The following is a 19,792-nucleotide window of genomic DNA, read 5'->3' on the forward strand; positions in this document are numbered from 1 at the left end:
GCGGCGGGGAATAAACCCGAAGAGATTTAAAAGCAGCATTGGGCTCAATCACAATGCGGCTTTTACTGTCTTCTTTAAATGTCTCAATCTTACTCACAACAGTGCCAAAATCGAGCACATCTAACTCATACAGTAAGTCGTCTAAAATATCTGTATGATGAAATTCAGCAATAATTTTTCCACCACTTTCATGAACATCAACTGCCGCTTGGGTATCCTGCAAAAATACGAAAATGCGTGCTTCACCTTTTTCACCACGACGAAAATCAATAGATTGGATCGAGTTTATAAAATTACTAGTATCGTTAGCGCTTGCTTCGGCCGCATCTGACCTTGAGTTAGTCAGCATGTTGTCAGATACATGTAACGACACTAAATTATTATTCACCGTCGTTTGGTAAATTTTTAAACGATCCATATGTACGGTGACAATTAAGTGACCGTCGCTTACCTTACTTGTTACTTTCTCAATTCCTGCTTGGTCAATAGCAACGTCGCTGACAGCCTTTTCTACATTACTATCAATGAATCGCATTTCGATGCGGGCGGGGTTATTAAATACTTGTACTGTCGGTTGCTGCGCTAACTCTTCATCAAAAACCAGCTGTAGCTCGGTTTCTCCTGCAAGTAACGGATTGTACCGAACATCATAAAGTAATGGCTCAGCAAGCGCCGCCTGCGTGATAAAAAGGGCAATAACGCCAAGCACTGATTGCTGAATGCGGTTACTCCAAGATACTCCCTTATGCATTTTAATTTTACCTTTTTTATTTTTAACTCGCGCCATCAGTTGTCGCCTCTAACATTTCAAGCTTAGTCAGGCGCTCTTTCCAACAACCAGACCCATCGGGTATTAATTCTAGTAACTCTATAAAATCACTTTGAACATCTTTCACTACACCATGATATAAACCTAAGTAATCCCCAATTGTGACTCGGTGCAAAGATTCATCAGCGGCTTTAATTAAAGCCCATGTTCTGCCATCTGAACCAAGAGTCCCCTTCATTGCTAAGTTGTCTAAAGGGTATTTCTCCAATGGTTCTCGAGCTCGATCAGGATCAGGGTGTAAACAGTTCTTCACTTGCACCATATTATTTTGAATAATTTCAGGCTGTGGCGCAACAAACGGGCTGCGTAATTGACGTGCGCTGTATTCAAAATGTTCAAACTTAGTGAGCTTAGGTATTTCTTCAACTTTAGGCGTTGTGCTGGCCTTAACCTGATCAATAAATTCTTGCTGCTGTGCAATATCATCATTACACGCAGTTAAAGCAAAAGCTGAAAGAAGTATTGTAGCTATTTTTCTCATTTTCTAGCCACTCCCTTCTTAACTGCACCTTCATAGCGATAGGTTTTTGCGACCACGCTAAATGTAAGTTTACCGGTATTTGTGCTGGTTATTGAAAAATCGTGCAAACTTACAATGCGAGGTAGTTGCGCTACTTTGCCAACAAAATCACCAAATTCATGGTAACTACCTATCACTTCTATTTTTATAGGTAACTCAGTATAAAACTCTTTTTCTATTTCAGGTAGCCAACCAATCTTTAAGAAGGTTAATCCGCTTGTGGTACCAACATAAGTTAAATCATCTAGTAAACCAGGTGTTTCATTAGACGTTGGCAAGCGCTTTAATAGCTGTGAGAACTTATCTTCCATCTCCACCATTTGTTGGCGGTAAATCTCTAAATTACTCGCTACCGCGTATTTTGCGCGATAAGTATTGCGTAGCTCAACTTCCTTCGCTACCGCATTATGGTAACTATCAATTTCGTCTGAAACTAACAGGCTATAACTAAAAAATAGCACCAAAGCTGCTACAAAAGCACAACAAATAACTTTAACAACAACTGGCCAATCACCAATGTTTTCTAGCTCAATTTCATTCCAATCAATCTCGGTTAAGGCTTTGATATCAAGGTTCATTGCTTAACCTCACCAATTTTATCAAAGGGCTTAACATAAAACTCCATATTAAAATCACTAAGTAAGCGAGATGACTTTTCACCCGCTACGATCCCTTGCATAGTGGGTTTTTCTAACAGATAAGAGTTTTGTACTTGCCTTAACATGCTTGATAGGCGGTTATTTGATTCACTGCGTCCAATTACATGAATGGCGCTTCCCCGACGCTCTAACTTAGTTAAATAAACCCCACCAGGTACAATTTTAGCTACTTCATCCATAATTTGCGTACCTAAATTTCGACTACTCTGTAAATCCTCAATAAGACGCATACGCTGTTGTAAGTTTTCTTTCTTTTTATCTAACTCACGAATTTCGCGAATACGCGTATCTAGATGACCTATTTCGGTTGTTAAAAAATTATTTTTAACATTCTGTCCATCACGCAGATTGCCGTAATATGTACTTAACATATACATACTTAAAAAGCTCAATAGCACAACTAAAAACAAAGTAGTGGCAAACTTATTCTGAGATTGTTTACGCTGCTGTTCACGCCATGGCAGTAGATTTATATGTGGCATGATGAAAAGCTCCTTAATGCCAAACCTGTAGCAATGGCAAACTGCGTTCGGTGACGCTGCATTACATTACGATCAACTCTAGGTGATATATCCATATTTTCAAATGGTTCGGCAACTATTGTATGTATACCAAGCTCTTCTATTAACAAGCGATCTAAACCATTAATCATGGCTGTTCCGCCGGTCAAAATAATATAATCAATTTGCTCTTTACCACTGGTAGTCAAAAACATCTGTACAGCACGGCGAACTTGTTGTAACAGTGAAGTTTGAAAAGGCGCTAATACTTCAAACGTATAGTTAGGCGGTAAATCAGCGGTTGTTTTACCTATTTCAGCTTCATCAAAGCTTTTATTATAATAAGCAACAATGCTATTAGTGTATTGATCGCCACCAAACACTTGGTCACGAGTGTAAATAGTTTCACCTGCAAGTACCACACTTACTAAGGTCAGCACAGCCCCTATATCAATCATTGCCACACATTTATTAAATGCATCGCTGGGCAGTTGTTGATAATAAACGTCCATGGCTCGGCTAAGCGCATAACTTTCAACATCGACGACTTTTGCAGTTAAGCCTGCGGTTTCTAATGCTCCAACACGGGCTTCAACACTTTCGGTTCGTGCAGCCGAAAGTAACACGTTCATTTTAGTAGGATCGGCTTCATTGGTTGCTAGTTTTTCAAAATCGAGACTAACTTCATCTAACGGGTATGGAATTAAGCTATCGGCTTCAATTTCGATTTGCGACTCAAGTTCGGCATCACTTAACGTAACGTCCATAAAGATAACTTTGGTGATCACTGTTTGCCCGGAAACAGCAACCGCCGCAAATTTTGCCGATTTAGGTAATTTACGCTTCAATTTAGTGATAATATTACCAATCGCTTCAATGTCCTGAATATTTCGTTCGGACATTGTTCCTTTTGGCATAGGTTCAATTGCTAAGGCCTCTAGGCGGTAGCCGGTTTCCGTTTCATTCAGTAACACTGCTTTAATAGCGTGCGAACCGATATCTATCCCTATCATCATTGATGAAGACTTATTCATTAGTTGGCTTAACATGTTTGCGATTCGGCCTTTGTTTTAAGAATAAACAAGTTATAATTTTTATCTGAAAAAATACTATTCATTTTTTAATCAATATATACTATCAGCCTACGATTCTAATTGGGAGTCCATTTAGGGAAAATATAAGTGATTTTATTCAAACGAACTTTACAATTTTTTATCATTTGCACGTTTTTGGGCTTAATTACATTAGCAAGCCTTTATTATTACGTTAAATCCGATATCCCAAGTGTGCAAGTTTTAAAAGACGTGCAATTACAAACTCCCATGCAAGTATTCTCTCGAGACGGCTTGTTGATCAACCAATTTGGAGAGAAACGCCGTATACCCGTTAGTATCGATGAGATCCCACAGCCACTCATTGATGCAATATTAGCCACTGAAGATACACGATTTTATGAACATATTGGTATAGATCCTATAGGTATAGTTCGTTCAGCGATAGTATTAATATCAACTGGCGAGAAAAAACAAGGCGCAAGTACAATCACCATGCAGCTCGCTCGTAACTTTTTCTTAACACGAGAAAAAGCCTATATTCGTAAAGTAAAAGAAATCTTTATTGCCCTGCATATTGAAAACCTACTTAGTAAAGATGAAATACTTGCTCTTTACTTAAATAAAATCGAATTAGGCAACCGTGCATTCGGTATCGGTGCAGCTGCACAAGTTTATTATGGTAAAGAGCTTAATGAATTAAATTTAGCACAAATGGCGATGATTGCAGGTTTACCTAAAGCACCATCAGCATTAAACCCTATTCGTAACCCTGTGCGTGCTAAAGCTCGCCGCAATGTTGTGCTAAGTCGGATGCTTGACGTGGGCTTTATCACCCAGCAAGAGTTCAATGAAACGTCAAAGCAGCCAATTACAGCACGCTTTCATGGAGCTGAAATTGATTTGTATGCCCCTTATATTTCGGAAATGGTACGTGCCGAAATGGTCGCTCGCTACGGTTTCGAACGTGCCTATAATACCGGTTTTAAAGTATACACCAGTGTAGAATCAGACGTACAAGCCGCAGCACAAAAAGCGCTGGTAGATAATCTACATGCTTATGATATGCGCCATGGCTATCGCGGCGCAGAGGTTCATCTGTGGGATCATGAGACACAATCACCACTCAATCAACAAGCAATTTTAGACAAACTTGCTCCCATCAAAGAAATCGGCCCGCTGTTGGCCGCCGCAGTATTAGAGGTAGGCGAAAAAAGCGCTAACGTATTATTAAAAAATGGCGAGCACGCCACGCTAAACTGGGATAATTTAAAATGGGCACGCAAGTTCATCACTCGTTACCGTCAAGGTTTTGCACCAAAAACAGCCAGCGAAATTTTAGCGCCAGGCGCTCAAATTTGGCTGCGTAGAAATAACGACGGCAGCTATCTACTTAGTCAACTGCCAGAAGCCGCCAGTGCTTTAGTGTCTCTAGATCCTAATGATGGCCGTATAAAAGCTATAGTAGGTGGTTATAGCTTTGAGCAAAGCCAATACAATCGTGCAGTTCAAGCGAAGCGCCAAGTAGGCTCAAACATTAAACCCTTTATTTATTCTGCAGCACTAGAAAGAGGCTATACCTTAGCATCTATTTTAAACGATGCACCTATAAATCAATGGGATAAAAGCTTAGGTGTGGCATGGCGTCCTAAAAACAGCCCTGCAGTTTATAATGGCCCAATTCGTATTCGCCGTGCATTAGCGCAATCTAAAAACGTTATTTCCGTGCGTTTATTAAGAGGGGTTGGACTCAATCGTACTGCTGATCATTTACTTAAATTTGGCTTTCAAAATAGCGATATCAATCGTAGCGAATCGTTGGCCTTGGGTAGTGCCTCAATTACTCCGCTTGAACTTGCTCGAGGTATGAGCGCGTTTGCTAATGGAGGCCATTTAATTACTCCTTACTTTATTAGTGAAATTCAAGATTCTGCTGGCAATGTGCTATTTAAAACGCAACCACAACTCGCTTGTGACGCTGATGCAGCTGCTAACGAAGGTGACGTTGCCTTAAATAGTAATTTAACAAGCCCATCTAGTAATGTTTTTGAGGATTCCACTACAGGCCATGCATCCGCAGTAACATGTGCTCCGCGCATTATTTCTAAGCAAAATGCATTCTTAATTGCTGATGCTATGAATAGTGCGATTTGGGGCGGCGGTAGCTGGGCCCATAAAACGGGTTGGAGTGGTACAGGTTGGCGAGCGCAAGCGCTAGAGCGACGCGACTTATCAGGTAAAACAGGTACTACCAATGACTCCGTTGATACTTGGTTTAGCGGCTTTAATCGTAACGTAATGACTTCTGTTTGGGTGGGCTTTGATAATCCAGGTAACCCACTGGGTCGCTCTACCTATAATAGTAATTTGAGTAAATCTCAGATCACAGGCGCTGAGTCAGGCGCTAAAACCGCTCAACCTGCTTGGGTTGATTTTATGCGTGTAGCACTTAAAAACCAGCCAGAAGCGCCAATCGAGCCACCTGAAGGACTAGTGTCAATTCGTATAGACCTAGCAACAGGCTTACTTAGCCAAAAGAATGATTACACTAGTCGCTTTGAGTATTTCAAAAAAGGCACCGCCCCTACAAAATACGTTATGCAGCACGTTGAAGATGTATTTGAAGAGGATACTAAAACTGAAGAAGAGCTATTTTAATCGTCGTGATATAAAATCGCTGCTACATAAAACAAAAAAGCGCCAAAATTGGCGCTTTTTTATTACAAGCTTTTTATTTTAAATTTTGTATTAACCAATATAAATCCGAATGCACGCCTGCTGCGGTGACCTCTTTACCTGCACCAGGGCCTTGTATTACCAAAGCATTGCCACTATACCACTGGCTGTTTATTACAAAGATATTATCGCCCGGTGTTAAATTAGCTAACGCATCACCTTGAGTGGCAAACGCCAGCCCAACTTGCGCTGTGAGTTTATTATCAGCAAGTGACAAAGCGCCAGTATAGCGCAACACCTTACCCTGCTCGCTCGCCTGCTTGGCCTTGTCAGCAATAAAGCTATCTAACTGTTGTTTGTTATCTAAAAATGACTGCCAATCGCCTTGTGCTAATTGCTCTGGCATCAGTGCTATTAAGTCAATATCATCTAACTCTAAAGTTAAACCTAATTCACGCGCTAGAATAAGCAACTTACGCTGCATATCACGACCAGATAAGTCTTCACGCGGATCAGGCTCTGTAAAACCCATTTCCTGCGCTTGTAATACTAAATCTGAAAATGGCACACTGCCATCATAGCTACTACACAACCACGATAACGTACCAGAGAATACCCCTTCGATACGCGTGATTTTGTCACCACTATTTTGTAAATCAGCTAAAGCAAAGTTAATCGGTAACCCAGCGCCAACAGACGTGTTATAGCGCCAAAATAAATTGCGTTCAGCTAAATTGTGGCGTAATGCTTGATACCAGTCATTATCAGCCGTACCTGCATATTTATTCGCACTGATCAAGTGACAGTCTAAATTAACAAAGTCAGGATAAAGTAAACTAAATGATTCACTGGCGGTAATATCAATCACCACTTTATGTTCGTAATCAAGTTCACTTATATGCGTTAATAAATCCGCTTGCTGATAATCAGCAGCTTCGTTATCCCATCGTGTTTGCCATTGCTCCAGGCTAATACCGCTTGGGCTGAATAACATTTGCTGAGAACGTACTAAACCCACTAACTTCACACTAAAATGCTGTTCTAAGCGATTTAGCTGTTGTGAAAGCTGTGAAATAAACACTTCGCCAACATTACCTAAGCCTGCAATGATCACCGCAAGCTCTTGGCCTTTGTTGATTAACTTGTCATGTAATAGCGTTAATACATCACTATCAATTACTTGATCAGTTAATAACAAAGCATAATCAGTATCTTGGTGGCTAAAACGTGGTGCTAAACTTTGTTCACTAAGCAGCGAGGAAGCCTGTAAAGATAAATGAGCTATATCATTACTTGGTGCAACAATCGCGCAGCCATGTAAGTTTGACTCAACAATATTAGCACGCCCTTGTAACTGGCTCACAACTTGGTGAGTCGCACTACCTGGCACTAATAAGTAAGTATCGCCCTGCTTAACAAAATGGTGCAAGCTATGTTGAATAAGCTGACTCAGTTGCCCGACTTCACCTGCATTGAGTTGATCCACACGTAATAAATCAATGTTTTCTAGCGTGGTGATAAAACGCTTAGCTTTACTATAACTTTCTTTAACTATTTCAGTGGCACTGGCTTCAGTATCAAAACTGCTGCGTACAACCAGCTTTATATCAGTATTTTTTAACGGTGATAATGTTTTAGCATGTAAAACAGGGTTACCTAATCGTGCTAATAAATTGGCTTGACCACGACACACTTTTGAATATTTAAGCGCTTTATTTACCTTACGAGGGTCAGTACTAAATACACCTTGAGTATCGGTCCAAATAGACACTTGCTGGGCATGACAATAACTACCTAAGAGTGTGGCACTGTAATCACTGCCATTACGTCCAAAAGTTACTGTATCACCATGGCAGTCACTGGCAATAAAGCCGGTAACCACATTAACATGCCGCTTGCTTATCAAATCTATACAAGCTTGTTGATTCTTTTGATGCAATAACTGCCCATCATTTAAGGTAAAAAGCTGACGCGCATCAATATCTTTTGCAGCTAAACCTAATTGCTGTAAATAGCTTGCAAGTAATCTCGCCGACCACACTTCACCATGAGCAAGTAAAGGAGCCTCAGTTAAAGTTTGCTGCTTGGCTTGTTCGGCTAATTGTGCCAATTCTTGTTGCAATAAGCTAAGGGCCTGCTGCTTGGCTTGTGCCGTTAATAATTGCTCAATCAAGGTTCGCTGGTGATTATCTAACAATAATAAAATGTCGCTAACAGCTTGCAGATCATCCTGCTGGTAACTTTGCCATAACTTAACCAAAGTGTTCGTTGTTTTACCTGCGGCTGAAACCACAACACAATCACCCACTTCGCTATTCGCTAAAATGATATTCGCGACTGCTTGATAGCGCTCTGGCGAACTTAAGCTCGAACCACCAAATTTATGTACTATATTAACCATTTTTCTTACCACAATGCCGTATGTGCTGGCGTTAGTTTAAATGAGCTTGATTGCTGATCTTGTTGTTTAGCTGTGGCTTGTTGTGCAACAAGTTGCTCACTTTGACCACCCTGACCAGGCTTTACTTTATTAAACACACGTTCTAAATCAGCCACTAAGTCTTTAACATCTTCAATACCAACAGAAATACGAATTAGCGTGTCACCCACACCAGCTTCAAGGCGTGCAGTTGCATCCATTCCGGCATGAGTCATAGTAGCTGGATGACAAATTAAACTCTCAACACCGCCCAGTGACTCAGCTAAAGTAAACTCTTCAAGACTCGTTAAAAATGCTGCCGCATCATTTACATCACCCTTAATATCAAAACTCACCATGCCACCAAAACCACGCTGCTGTACTTTAGCCAACTCATGCTGTGGATGTGACTCAAGACCAGGATAATAAACTTGGCTTACATAAGGAGAGTCTTCTAGATATTGCGCTATGATAAACGCATTTTCTTGGTGCTGACGTAAACGAACATTTAACGTACGCAAGCCACGCAAAGTTAAGTAGCTATCAAACGGCGCACCGGTAATACCAATATTATTTGCCCACCACGCAAGCTCATCACCTAACTCTTGGGTTGCAGCAATCACGGCGCCACCCACAACATCTGAGTGACCATTAATATATTTAGTTGTTGAATGCACCACAATATCGACACCAAATTCGATTGGATTTTGTAAAGCCGGCGATAAGAATGTGTTATCTGCGCCAACAAGTGCACCACATTGTTTAGCAATAGTGGTAATCGCTTTAATATCGGTCAGGCGTAAAATAGGGTTGCTCGGTGTTTCAATCCAAATTAGCTTAGGTTTAATTTCAAGAATTTTTTCATGATTTTCAGTTTTCGTTAAATCTAAAACCACTAACTTTAATAACCCACGCTTTTCAAGAGAGGTAAATAAACGGTAGCTGCCACCATAACAATCATGAGGAATGATTAAAGTATCATCGCTATTGAGTAGTTGAGTCGCTAAATGTACTGCCGACATACCCGTGGCCGTAATAATTCCCTTAGCGCCTCCTTCAAGTTCAGCCAGCGTCTCAGCTAGAATATCGCGGCTTGGGTTACCACTGCGGCCATAATCGTATTGGCGTTTAGTATCAAAATCAGCAAAGGAATAGGTTGTTGATAAATGAAGAGGCGGCACAACAGCGCCATGATGTTTATCAGCATCGATACCATTTCGTACCGCGATAGTTGCTTTGTTCTTTTGACTCATAACGTCACCTACAATAAATGGATGTTTAGACGTCTAAAAGGTTAGATGATCAGTCCCCATAAGTCAAAACATTTGTGGTGTAACCAGGGCATTATTAGCGGTAAAGATATTTAGCTCGCTAGATGGCTAAATAACAAGTGTTTGACTATCTTTTTTAAAACGATAGAATTTCCGCATCTTTGCAAAGCAAATAGGCTATGCAAACAACTAACAACCTGAGGCAACGATACTTCTTATGGCTAAATGGAACGGTGAATATATTCACCCATACGCAGAACACGGTAAAAAATCAGAGCAAGTGAAAAAGATCACCGTGTCTATCCCACTTAACGTGCTAAAAGTGTTAACTGACGAGCGCACCCGCCGTCAAATTAACAACCTACGACACGCGACTAACAGCGAACTACTTTGTGAAGCATTTTTACACGCTTTTACTGGGCAACCGCTGCCAAACGACGAAGACTTGCGTAAAGACAACCCTGAGAAAGTGCCTGAAGAAGTGAAGAAAATCATGCTCGAAATGGGACTTGAAGTACCTGTACTTAACGAAGATTAAGTTACGGTTTGCATTCCTGCCTTCAGGAATTGGATACAAAAAAACCTCAGCACCTAACATTGCTGAGGTTTTTTATTGCTTGATCGTTTCGGCTAAGCCATATAATTTTCAGGCATATCTATTTGCGCAACACCTGAATCAATAGCCGCTTGCGCTACCGCTTTTGCTATACGTGGCAACAAACGCGGATCCATTGGTTTTGGGATAATATACTCAGGGCCAAATTCAAGAGAATCAACACCCGCTGCTTTTAATACTTCTGCGGGTACTGGCTCTTTAGCAATACTACGAATGGCATCCACTGCTGCAATTTTCATTTCATCGTTGATTTGGCTTGCACGAACATCAAGCGCACCACGGAAGATAAATGGGAAACATAGCACGTTATTAACTTGGTTCGGGTAATCTGAGCGCCCTGTCGCCATAATAAGATCTTTACGGGCGCCGTGTGCACGCTCTGGCGCAATCTCAGGATCTGGATTAGAACATGCAAAAATAACTGGTTTGTCGGCCATTAGCTTTAAATCTTCTGGATCTAACAAGTTCGGACCTGATACACCAACAAACACATCTGCATCGGCTATTACATCTTGTAACGTACGTTTATCTGTATTATTTGCAAACAGTTGTTTATATTCATTTAAATCATCGCGACGTGTATGAATAACCCCTTTACGGTCAAGCATATAAATATGCTCACGCAGAGCGCCACATTTAATAAGTAGTTCCATACATGCTACAGCAGCTGCACCAGCACCTAAACATACAATAATCGCATCTTCAATTTTTTTGCCTTGCACTTCAAGCGCATTGATCATACCCGCAGCAGTTACTATAGCAGTACCGTGTTGATCATCATGAAAAACAGGAATACTACAGCGCTCAATTAATGCTTTTTCAATCTCAAAACATTCTGGCGCTTTAATATCTTCAAGATTAATACCGCCAAACGTATCTGCAATATTAGCCACCGTATTGATGAAATCTTCAGTTGTACGATGCTTTACTTCAATATCAATTGAATCTAGGCCTGCAAAACGCTTAAATAATAATGCCTTACCTTCCATTACTGGTTTTGACGCCAGTGGCCCTAGATTACCTAAGCCTAATATAGCGGTACCATTAGTAATAACAGCCACCATATTACCTTTGCCCGTGTATTTATATGCATTAGCTGGATCGGCTGCAATTTCACGCACAGGTTCAGCAACACCTGGGCTATAAGCTAGAGCGAGATCATTAACGGTTTCAGCTGGCTTAGTAAGTTCAATGCTGATTTTTCCTGGAACGGGGTGAGCATGGTAATGTAATGCTTGTTCACGAAAGTCTGACATAACGCGATTTTATCCTGCAAGTAAGTTAAATTTAAAGTGAGAGTGAGCAGTTCTTAGCGAACAATACCTATATTATAATTAAATTCAAGCAATATCAGGTCTATCCTGTTATAAGCTATATCAGTTAATTTTATGCGTTTTGCCAGCATTTTTAGTAAATAATTCTAAAAACGCCTGATTAAAACACTAACAAAACATCAAAAAACCCAGCTAAATTTGCTTGAATTTAAAGCAAATATTACTGCAACTCGAACAAACTAAAAAACAACAACAATTATCGACGATAGCGACAAATAACTGCAATTTAGCCCGTTTTAGATACAGTAATAGCAGCAATGTAATTTATATTAATAATTAATATAGTGAATTAATTAGGGTTTGTCTGTGCTTCATTAGCTATAACCATTATAAGAAACAGAAATATTAGTCAGAATAATATCGCTATAAATTAGCCATATCGCTGGCAACAAAGTAATACACAAAGGGGGATTTTCTAATTTTAATCTATGTAAATTAGGAGGGGAAAATGAGTCACTGTAAGTTTTTCTAAATTACAGGCACAAAAAAAGCACCCGAAGGTGCCTTTCTTAACACGAAAGCAGAAATTACTTGCTGCTAAGTGAACCGAAACGCTTGTTAAAGCGATCAACACGGCCACCTGTGTCTAAAATCTTTTGCTTACCAGTGTAAAACGGGTGACACGCAGAGCATACGTCTAAGTGAATGTCTTTACACAGAGTTGAACTAGTTTCGAATTTATTTCCGCATGAACAAGTTGCTGAAATTACTTCGTACTTAGGGTGAATACCTTCTTTCATAGAAACCTCTAGTTAAGGCCGCATCGCTCTCCAAACCCGAAGTCTGGCACCATACGTCGTTTAAATCAAAATAATTGGACGCGTATTCTAAGCAACAACCTCGCCCGCCACAAGCTTTAAATGTGTTTTTTGCTAATTAAATGAGCAAAAACTTTAAACCCAGCATTTGCTGATAGGTTTTTTATCGTAACTTTAGTACATTAGCTGTCTTGTTGGTTTTTGTTGAGTTGCTATGAGTTTTGTTGAAGTTGCTATAAAAGTTCCGCTACAGCGTACTTTTGATTACAGCCTACCGGAACAACTTAACGGTTTATCAGTAACGCCACAAGTTGGCACCCGGGTTATAGTGCCATTTGGTAATCAAAAGAAAGTCGCCGTGGTACTCGCGTTAAAAACCACCACAGACGTGCCAAAAGATAAAATTAAAGCACTCTTAGAGGTGATTGATGATGAGCCTATTTTATCTGCACAGCATCTTGATTTATTACGCTTTACCGCCCGCTATTACTGCTACCCATTAGGCGAAACAATACATATTGCATTACCTGGCGCATTACGCCAAGGCGAATGCCCTGATAAAAGCAGTATTAACATGGTCGCCTTAACTGCAAAAGGCGCCAAGCTTCCGTCTTTAAAAGCAAAAAGCCAACTAGGACTATTAAAGCAATTAGCCGAATCAGGAAAGTCCTCACTCACCGAATTAAAAGCGCTCGGGTTTAATAAAAAGACCATTGATAGTTTGCTGACAAAAGAGCTTATTAGCCAAAGTATTGAACACGATAATCAATGGCAACAACAAGCGCCACAAATTGGTACCAAACCCGTATTAAACAAAGAGCAAGCCGTTGCCTGTACATCAATAAACCAAAGCACAGGTTTTAATAGCTTTTTACTTGAAGGCGTCACCGGCAGTGGCAAAACTGAAGTTTACTTACAATGCCTAGAAGAAGTACTAAAACGAGGTGAACAAGCACTCGTACTAGTGCCTGAAATTGGCTTAACACCCCAAACGGTTAACCGCTTTCGCCGCCGCTTTGTTGATACTCCTATCATGCTTTGGCACTCAGCCTTAACCGATAACGAGCGCCTGCAAACATGGCGCTTTTGCGAAAAAGCCAGCTGCGCTATTGTCATAGGCACTCGCTCAAGTATCTTTTTACCTTTTTTAAAGCTGGGTATGATCATTGTTGATGAAGAACACGATAGTTCATTCAAACAACAAGATACCTTGCGCTATCATGCCAGAGACTTAGCAGCGTACCGTGCTTACCAACACAAAATCCCTTTAGTCTTAGGCTCTGCAACCCCCGCTTTAGAGACTCTGCACAAAGCCATTAATGGTAAATACCAACTACTGAGCTTAACGCAGCGTGCGCAAACCAATACAGATAACAAGTTTCAGTTGTTAGATATGAAAGGTCAGCCTGATCAAGCCGGTATTGCGCATGCAAGCCTTGCCACGATGCGCCAACACTTAAACCGCGGTAAGCAAGTAATGGTATTTTTAAATCGCCGTGGTTTTTCACCTACACTAATTTGCCATGAATGTGGTTGGCTCAGTGAGTGCTCGCGTTGCAGTACCAGCGCAACATTTCACAAAGCTATAGGCCAAATGATTTGCCATCACTGCGGCGAACAAGAACGGGTACCACATCAATGCCCTGATTGTGGCAGCACGCAAATATTTCCAAATGGTAAAGGCACAGAGCAAATAGAAGAGTTTTTAACAACAGAGTTTACTGACACCCCTATTAGCCGGATTGACCGTGATTCAACACGGCGTAAAGGCAGCTTAGAAAAAGCCCTTGATGATATTAATCAAGGCGGCGCACGAATTTTAGTGGGTACGCAAATGCTCGCTAAAGGACATCATTTTCCCGATGTCAGCTTAGTGCTTATTTTAGACGTAGATAGCGGCTTATACTCCTGTGATTTTCGTGCGACCGAGCATTTAGCTCAACTGGTTACACAAGTTGCAGGGCGAGCAGGACGAAGCGGAGAGCCTGGCCATGTTTTATTGCAAACACACTTTCCAGAGCACCCATTATTACAAGACTTAGTTAATAATGGGTATCAAGATTTTGCCCGCTTTGCATTACAAGAGCGTGAAGATGCACAACTACCCCCTATTACGAATATGGCCATTGTCCGCGCCCAAGGGCATAACGTGAAGCAGGTGGTGGATTTTTTAACTGATTTAGTTCCTGTGCACGGTGTAACTGGTATACAATTGCTAGGTCCAATTCCTGCTCCTCTTGAAAAAATAGCAGGGAAATACCGTTTTCAATTGCATATTCAAGCGCTTGATCGTCAATTATTGCACCAATATTTAGCGCAAATGATTGACTACCTAAGCACCAGTAAGCTTGCACAAAAAGTGCGCTGGAGCTTAGATGTCGACCCAATAGATATGATTTAAGGTTAAAACTTAGAACACACATGGCACAACACGATTTTATTAATAAAAAACCGGGCAACCGTAACAGTAAAAAACAGCCACCCGCTAAAAAGCCATTTCCGGTTTTATTAGTTATTTTAACGACTCTTTTGGTCGGTGGTTTTTGCTTTGGCTTATGGTATGTAAAAACCAATGCCGACCCTAAACTTGTTGAACAACAAGCCAATCCGACTAAAGCTAAAGAAAAAGTTGAGCCGGCTAAACCGCGCCCGCCTGAATTTATAAAAGAAATAAAAGAGCATGAAATCCAAGTTGAAGTTAAAGAGCTTAAACAAAAAGGCCCTTATGTCATGCAATGCGGGTCATTTAGAACTCGTTCTCAAGCCGAAACTCTCAAAGCAAAAATAGCCTTTGCAGGACTCATTGCTGAAGTACGTGAAACCACTGGCACAAATGGAATTTGGTATAAAGTACGCCTTGGGCCTTATAAAACCAAGCGTTTAGCTGAAAGTGACAAAAACAAACTCAAACGCAGCAAAATAATGGGCTGTGGAATTTGGCTTTGGACTTGATTTTAATCCATTAACCCATATTAACCTCTCATCAATCGCTTTTTACGAGTCGCCCCCGCGGCTCGATGATGAGGAATAACATGACCACTATTGTAAGTGTACGCCGCGACGATAAAGTCGTCATTGGTGGCGACGGCCAAGTTTCACTTGGTAACACCGTAATGAAGGGCAACGCCCGTAAAGTTCGACGCCTTTATAATGGCAAAGTAATCGCTGGTTTTGCTGGCGGTACTGCTGATGCCTTTACCCTATTCGAACGTTTTGAAAGCAAACTTGAAATGCACCAAGGTAACCTAACCAAAGCTGCCGTAGAAATGGCAAAAGACTGGCGTAGTGACCGTGCTCTTCGAAAACTCGAAGCCTTGCTTGCGGTTGCTGATGAAACCGCGTCATTGATTATTACAGGTAACGGCGATGTCGTGCAGCCTGAAAACGACCTAATCGCTATTGGTAGTGGTGGTAACTTTGCGCAATCAGCCGCAACTGCGTTACTTGAAAACACCGACCTGAGCGCCCGTGATATCGTAGAAAAAAGCCTGACAATTGCAGGCAATATTTGCGTATTCACAAATAACTTCCAAACTATCGAAGAATTGTAATAGGAACCGCTATGTCTGCTATGACTCCAAGAGAAATCGTTCATGAACTTGACCAACATATCATTGGCCAAGCAAAAGCAAAAAAAGCCGTCTCTATTGCGCTTCGTAATCGCTGGCGCCGTATGCAATTAAGCGACGACTTACGCACTGAAGTTACCCCAAAAAATATTTTAATGATTGGTCCTACCGGTGTTGGTAAAACTGAAATTGCACGTCGCTTAGCAAAACTCGCTAACGCGCCATTTATTAAAGTTGAAGCCACTAAGTTCACCGAAGTGGGTTATGTCGGTAAAGAAGTTGAAACTATCATTCGTGATTTAGTCGATGTGTCAATTAAAATGACACGCGAACAGCAAACTAAAAAGTTTAAGCATCGCGCTGAAGAAGCTGCAGAAGAACGTATTTTAGACGCATTACTGCCACCAGCGAAAGACTCATATGGTGAAGCTCAGCGTGATGAAAACTCATCAACGCGCCAGACATTCCGTAAAAAGTTACGCGAAGGTCAATTAGACGACAAAGAAATTGATATTGATGTTGCTCAAGGGCAGCCTAATGTTGAGATCATGTCGCCTCCTGGTATGGAAGAAATGACCAACCAGCTGCAGAGCATGTTCCAAAACATGTCTTCTGATAAAAAGACCAAACGTAAGCTGAAAATTAAAGAAGCCTTTAAACTGTTAGCCGAAGAAGAAGCCGCTAAATTAGTAAACCCTGAAGAACTTAAAGAGCAAGCTATCTTTGCGGTTGAGCAAAACGGTATTGTGTTTATCGATGAGATAGACAAAATCTGTAAGCGTGGCGAGTCATCAGGCCCAGATGTAAGTCGTGAAGGCGTACAGCGCGATTTACTGCCGCTGATTGAAGGTTCAACTGTCAACACCAAACACGGCATGGTTAAAACCGACCACATGCTATTTATTGCCTCTGGTGCATTCCAAATGTCAAAACCATCTGACATGATCCCAGAGCTACAAGGTCGTTTACCTATTCGTGTTGAACTAGAAGCACTCACAGCCGATGACTTTAAACGCATTCTAACTGAGCCACATGCGTCACTCACAGAACAACAACGCGAACTACTTAAAACTGAACAAGTAAATGTAGAGTTTGCCGATGATGCAATTGAGCGTATCGCTAAAGCCGCTTGGCAGGTAAACGAAAAAACCGAAAATATCGGTGCTCGTCGCTTACATACTGTGATGGAAAAACTAATGGAAGAAATTTCATTTGATGCTTCAGAGCAAGCAGGTTCAAATCTAGTGATTGACGCCGCTTATGTTGAAAAACATTTAGGCGCATTAGTTGAAGATGAAGACTTAAGCCGCTTTATTCTTTAATTTTAAAACTAGGATCTAGGGCCTAGGTTCTAGGTTCTAGGTTCTAGGTTACTCACAAAGGTATAACAATGAAACAAGTGATCAAGGTACACCATCATACCGTTAGCAAAGCGCTTGATGTTTATTTTGATGACGACTCAACTTGCACTTTCAGCAGTGAGTTTTTGCGTGTTCACTCCCCTTCTGCCGAAGTACAAGGCCATGGCAATGAGCCGATGAAACTCGTTTTGAGTAAATCACAGGTTGGCATCAGCAAAATAGAACCCGTTGGTCACTATGCAATTAGACTCATCTTCGACGATAACCACAACAGCGGCTTATTCAGTTGGAGCTACTTATCACACCTACAAGCTAACCATGATGATCTATGGCAAACATATCAGCAACGCGTAGCAGAGCACCAAGCTAACAAAGACAGCGTACCGATCAAGTTTGTGCCTTAATGAGTTGGCGAGAGTAAAGTTAGCAAGTTAAAAGGTTCAAGGTGAAAGTTAGCCCAGCTCGGCGTTAAAGCTGATTATGTGGTTGTGGTTGTGGTTGAGTGCAGCGAAATCTAATGAGAAGGTTCTAGGTTCTAGGTTTGCCGAGCCATAAAGTAGTCTTATCAAACTTTGTCAAATTAGTGAACTTCAATCAAATCAAACAGGCGTGTTTGTGCCAATATAGTCTTTGAACATTCGCAATTTCCCCCAGACAGCTTCCTAGCTGAACAACATTGGCTTGATAGATGTTTTACTTACTATTGATGTCATTTTTAACTTTTTGGTTTAACTCCATAAAGTCTTTTACCAATGAGTCGCAAACAGACTTTTTAGCAGCACATTTTACTTCAGTAGTTATTCCAATCTGACCATTTCTCTCGACAACCGCACGGCGCACAACTGACGGATATGAAGGGTGAGCTTTGGGTGCAAATGACCAAAGAGCTTTATTCGTATTATCGTTTACAATAACCCAACCTTTAGACTCACTAATCTCTGCATCGAGATCTAACTTCAGCGCTTCGAGAGCCCCTAAAACAGTGTTATAACCAAAAACTTGCCCATTTTTTCCTTCATATCCCAACTTTGAGTTTGAATCAGTAGCAAATGAAAAACACGAAAAAATTAATAAAGCTAAAAATATTACTCGATTCATATACAGCCCTACTTAAGCACATAACGAGCCTATAGAATTACTCGTTTTTAATTTATTTTTATTAATGCATTAACCATAGCGGAGTTGCAATTTTGATTCAATCGCTTAGTCATATTCGGGTTAGATTAACGACTATTTAAGCATGTAAGTACTAAACGCTAAGTTTCCCTCATTTACTTCTCATTCCCTGCTATTTGTGCAAAAGATCTTTAACTGAATTATTCACAAGGAAGTTAAGTAACTAGAGCCTGAGATTGGCGTAGGTCGTGCTTTAGCGCGTCAATTCCAATAGTTAATTGATTCTCGCCATAAATGACGACCTACAATAGTCCTAAGTGTCGACCCGCAGTTCGTTGCTCGAACCCCGTGGCTTGTCACTCCCTTTGTACAAAAAATCTTTAACTGAATTATTCGCAAAGAGGTTAAGAGGCGCTGCGCTTTAGAGAAAATAAGTAAACGAATATGTTTATTGGCTTTGAATTGACCGTCACTGTATTAAAACGCTCAAAAAGAACATTAGACTGAGTTAAGGCTTATTGGTGTTATAACAGAGTTTACACATCGTCCTCGGTCAAAATTTGCCGACAGTTACGAACAGTCAAGATTCGAATTTCGTGACTTGAACTGTAGATAATTCGATAGTAACCAAAAATAATTTCACGGTAATTTGTGTGTGGTATTTCAGGAACGAAGCGCCCCATTTCTGGCGTATTGCCAAGCAATTCTGTTTTATCAAAAACGTCATTCACCCATTTTTCAGCAGCAGATGGGCTATCTAAAGAAATGAACTCTGCTGCATCACCCAGTTTTTGAAGTGCTAATGGGGACCACACTACTTTCATTACTTAATGCGCCGTAGCACTTGTGAACGCGCATCTTCATTTGTAACACCTAGCCCTGAAGCCAACTGGGCTTCTGCGGTACGCATTTCTTCAAGTAGCTCGATCTTTTCTTGCATTGCTTCATACTCAGCAACATCGAGAACAACAGCTACGCCTTTACCACGCTGTGTGATTACCAATGGACGACGAGTCTCATTGATCTGTTTGATGTAAGATGCAACGCCAGCACGAAACTCAGATAACGGTTGAATATCTTGATCGAAATGAATGCGACTCATATTGAACTCC

At 40.9% G+C, this 19,792-nt stretch carries 19 protein-coding genes; 7 read left to right on the forward strand and 12 right to left on the reverse strand.

The features are described 5' to 3' along the window. The 5 genes from B5G52_RS10705 to B5G52_RS10725 form a co-directional block, all read right to left on the reverse strand. Positions 1-787 (reverse strand): AMIN domain-containing protein (locus B5G52_RS10705; protein ID WP_369679925.1); only part of this gene is annotated, 787 nt, incomplete at its 3' end. Continuing rightward, the gene (locus B5G52_RS10710) at positions 774-1,310 is read right to left on the reverse strand and encodes a pilus assembly protein PilP (RefSeq protein WP_087532641.1); all 537 of its coding nucleotides are present in this window, start codon (positions 1,308-1,310) and stop codon (positions 774-776) included. The genes B5G52_RS10705 and B5G52_RS10710, both read right to left, overlap by 14 nt. Continuing rightward, positions 1,307-1,927 (reverse strand): type 4a pilus biogenesis protein PilO, encoded by a 621-nt coding sequence (locus B5G52_RS10715; RefSeq protein WP_087532642.1) that lies wholly within the window; start codon positions 1,925-1,927, stop codon positions 1,307-1,309. Before B5G52_RS10715 ends, B5G52_RS10710 begins: the two co-directional genes overlap by 4 nt. Continuing rightward, positions 1,924-2,490, reverse strand: coding sequence for a PilN domain-containing protein (locus B5G52_RS10720; protein WP_087532643.1), 567 nt, complete (start codon positions 2,488-2,490; stop codon positions 1,924-1,926). The genes B5G52_RS10715 and B5G52_RS10720 overlap by 4 nt, the downstream gene beginning before the upstream one ends. Further along, complete coding sequence (locus B5G52_RS10725; protein WP_087532644.1) at positions 2,478-3,557, reverse strand: pilus assembly protein PilM; 1,080 nt, start codon at positions 3,555-3,557, stop codon at positions 2,478-2,480. Before B5G52_RS10725 ends, B5G52_RS10720 begins: the two co-directional genes overlap by 13 nt. Positions 3,558-3,689: 132 nt before the next feature. Between B5G52_RS10725 and B5G52_RS10730 the strand changes: the two genes are divergently transcribed. Then, complete coding sequence (locus B5G52_RS10730; RefSeq protein WP_087532645.1) at positions 3,690-6,218, forward strand: penicillin-binding protein 1A; 2,529 nt, start codon at positions 3,690-3,692, stop codon at positions 6,216-6,218. A gap of 73 nt (positions 6,219-6,291) precedes the next feature. Here B5G52_RS10730 and metL read toward each other — a convergent pair whose 3' ends face one another. Further along, on the reverse strand, positions 6,292-8,637 hold the full coding sequence (gene metL / locus B5G52_RS10735) for a bifunctional aspartate kinase/homoserine dehydrogenase II (protein ID WP_087532646.1): 2,346 nt from the start codon (positions 8,635-8,637) through the stop codon (positions 6,292-6,294). Positions 8,638-8,642: 5 nt separating this feature from the next. Next, the gene (gene metB / locus B5G52_RS10740; RefSeq protein WP_087532647.1) at positions 8,643-9,908 is read right to left on the reverse strand and encodes a cystathionine gamma-synthase; all 1,266 of its coding nucleotides are present in this window, start codon (positions 9,906-9,908) and stop codon (positions 8,643-8,645) included. A 235-nt stretch (positions 9,909-10,143) separates the two neighbouring features. Here metB and metJ point away from each other — a divergent pair, with 235 nt between their 5' ends. Next, positions 10,144-10,464: a met regulon transcriptional regulator MetJ gene (metJ, locus tag B5G52_RS10745; protein WP_016709540.1), complete on the forward strand. Its 321-nt coding sequence runs from the start codon at positions 10,144-10,146 to the stop codon at positions 10,462-10,464. A gap of 92 nt (positions 10,465-10,556) precedes the next feature. Here the strand turns inward: metJ and B5G52_RS10750 are convergent, their stop codons facing one another. Both B5G52_RS10750 and rpmE read right to left on the reverse strand, forming a co-directional pair. Then, the gene (locus B5G52_RS10750) at positions 10,557-11,798 is read right to left on the reverse strand and encodes a malic enzyme-like NAD(P)-binding protein (RefSeq protein ID WP_087532648.1); all 1,242 of its coding nucleotides are present in this window, start codon (positions 11,796-11,798) and stop codon (positions 10,557-10,559) included. Between the two features lie 605 nt (positions 11,799-12,403). After that, on the reverse strand, positions 12,404-12,616 hold the full coding sequence (gene rpmE / locus B5G52_RS10755) for a 50S ribosomal protein L31 (RefSeq protein ID WP_087532649.1): 213 nt from the start codon (positions 12,614-12,616) through the stop codon (positions 12,404-12,406). 232 nt (positions 12,617-12,848) lie between these two features. Between rpmE and priA the strand changes: the two genes are divergently transcribed. The 5 genes from priA (at position 12,849) to B5G52_RS10780 (ending at position 17,968) form a co-directional block, all read left to right on the forward strand. Then, on the forward strand, positions 12,849-15,035 hold the full coding sequence (gene priA, locus B5G52_RS10760; RefSeq protein WP_087532650.1) for a primosomal protein N': 2,187 nt from the start codon (positions 12,849-12,851) through the stop codon (positions 15,033-15,035). 20 nt (positions 15,036-15,055) lie between these two features. After that, entirely contained in the window at positions 15,056-15,586 is a 531-nt protein-coding gene (locus B5G52_RS10765) for an SPOR domain-containing protein (RefSeq protein ID WP_087532651.1), read from the forward strand. A gap of 80 nt (positions 15,587-15,666) precedes the next feature. Continuing rightward, positions 15,667-16,185 carry an ATP-dependent protease subunit HslV gene (gene hslV, locus B5G52_RS10770; RefSeq protein ID WP_054552816.1) on the forward strand — a complete coding sequence of 173 codons (519 nt, stop codon included), beginning with the start codon at positions 15,667-15,669 and terminating at the stop codon, positions 16,183-16,185. An 11-nt stretch (positions 16,186-16,196) separates the two neighbouring features. Further along, positions 16,197-17,525, forward strand: a complete 1,329-nt coding sequence (gene hslU, locus B5G52_RS10775; protein ID WP_087532652.1) for an HslU--HslV peptidase ATPase subunit — start codon at positions 16,197-16,199, stop codon at positions 17,523-17,525. A gap of 68 nt (positions 17,526-17,593) precedes the next feature. After that, positions 17,594-17,968: a gamma-butyrobetaine hydroxylase-like domain-containing protein gene (locus B5G52_RS10780; protein ID WP_087532653.1), complete on the forward strand. Its 375-nt coding sequence runs from the start codon at positions 17,594-17,596 to the stop codon at positions 17,966-17,968. 289 nt (positions 17,969-18,257) lie between these two features. Here the strand turns inward: B5G52_RS10780 and B5G52_RS10785 are convergent, their stop codons facing one another. From B5G52_RS10785 to B5G52_RS10795, 3 genes are all read right to left on the reverse strand, one after another. Further along, a complete protein-coding gene (locus B5G52_RS10785) occupies positions 18,258-18,662 on the reverse strand; it encodes a hypothetical protein (protein WP_087532654.1) in 405 nt (134 codons plus the stop codon). Positions 18,663-19,216: 554 nt separating this feature from the next. Further along, a complete protein-coding gene (locus B5G52_RS10790) occupies positions 19,217-19,504 on the reverse strand; it encodes a type II toxin-antitoxin system RelE/ParE family toxin (protein ID WP_087532655.1) in 288 nt (95 codons plus the stop codon). Further along, entirely contained in the window at positions 19,504-19,782 is a 279-nt protein-coding gene (locus tag B5G52_RS10795) for a type II toxin-antitoxin system Phd/YefM family antitoxin (RefSeq protein ID WP_176372539.1), read from the reverse strand. The genes B5G52_RS10790 and B5G52_RS10795 overlap by 1 nt, the downstream gene beginning before the upstream one ends. Between the last annotated feature and the right edge of the window lie 10 nt (positions 19,783-19,792).

The organism is Pseudoalteromonas sp. A601 (assembly GCF_002165575.1).
In the GTDB taxonomy this organism is placed as follows: domain Bacteria; phylum Pseudomonadota; class Gammaproteobacteria; order Enterobacterales; family Alteromonadaceae; genus Pseudoalteromonas.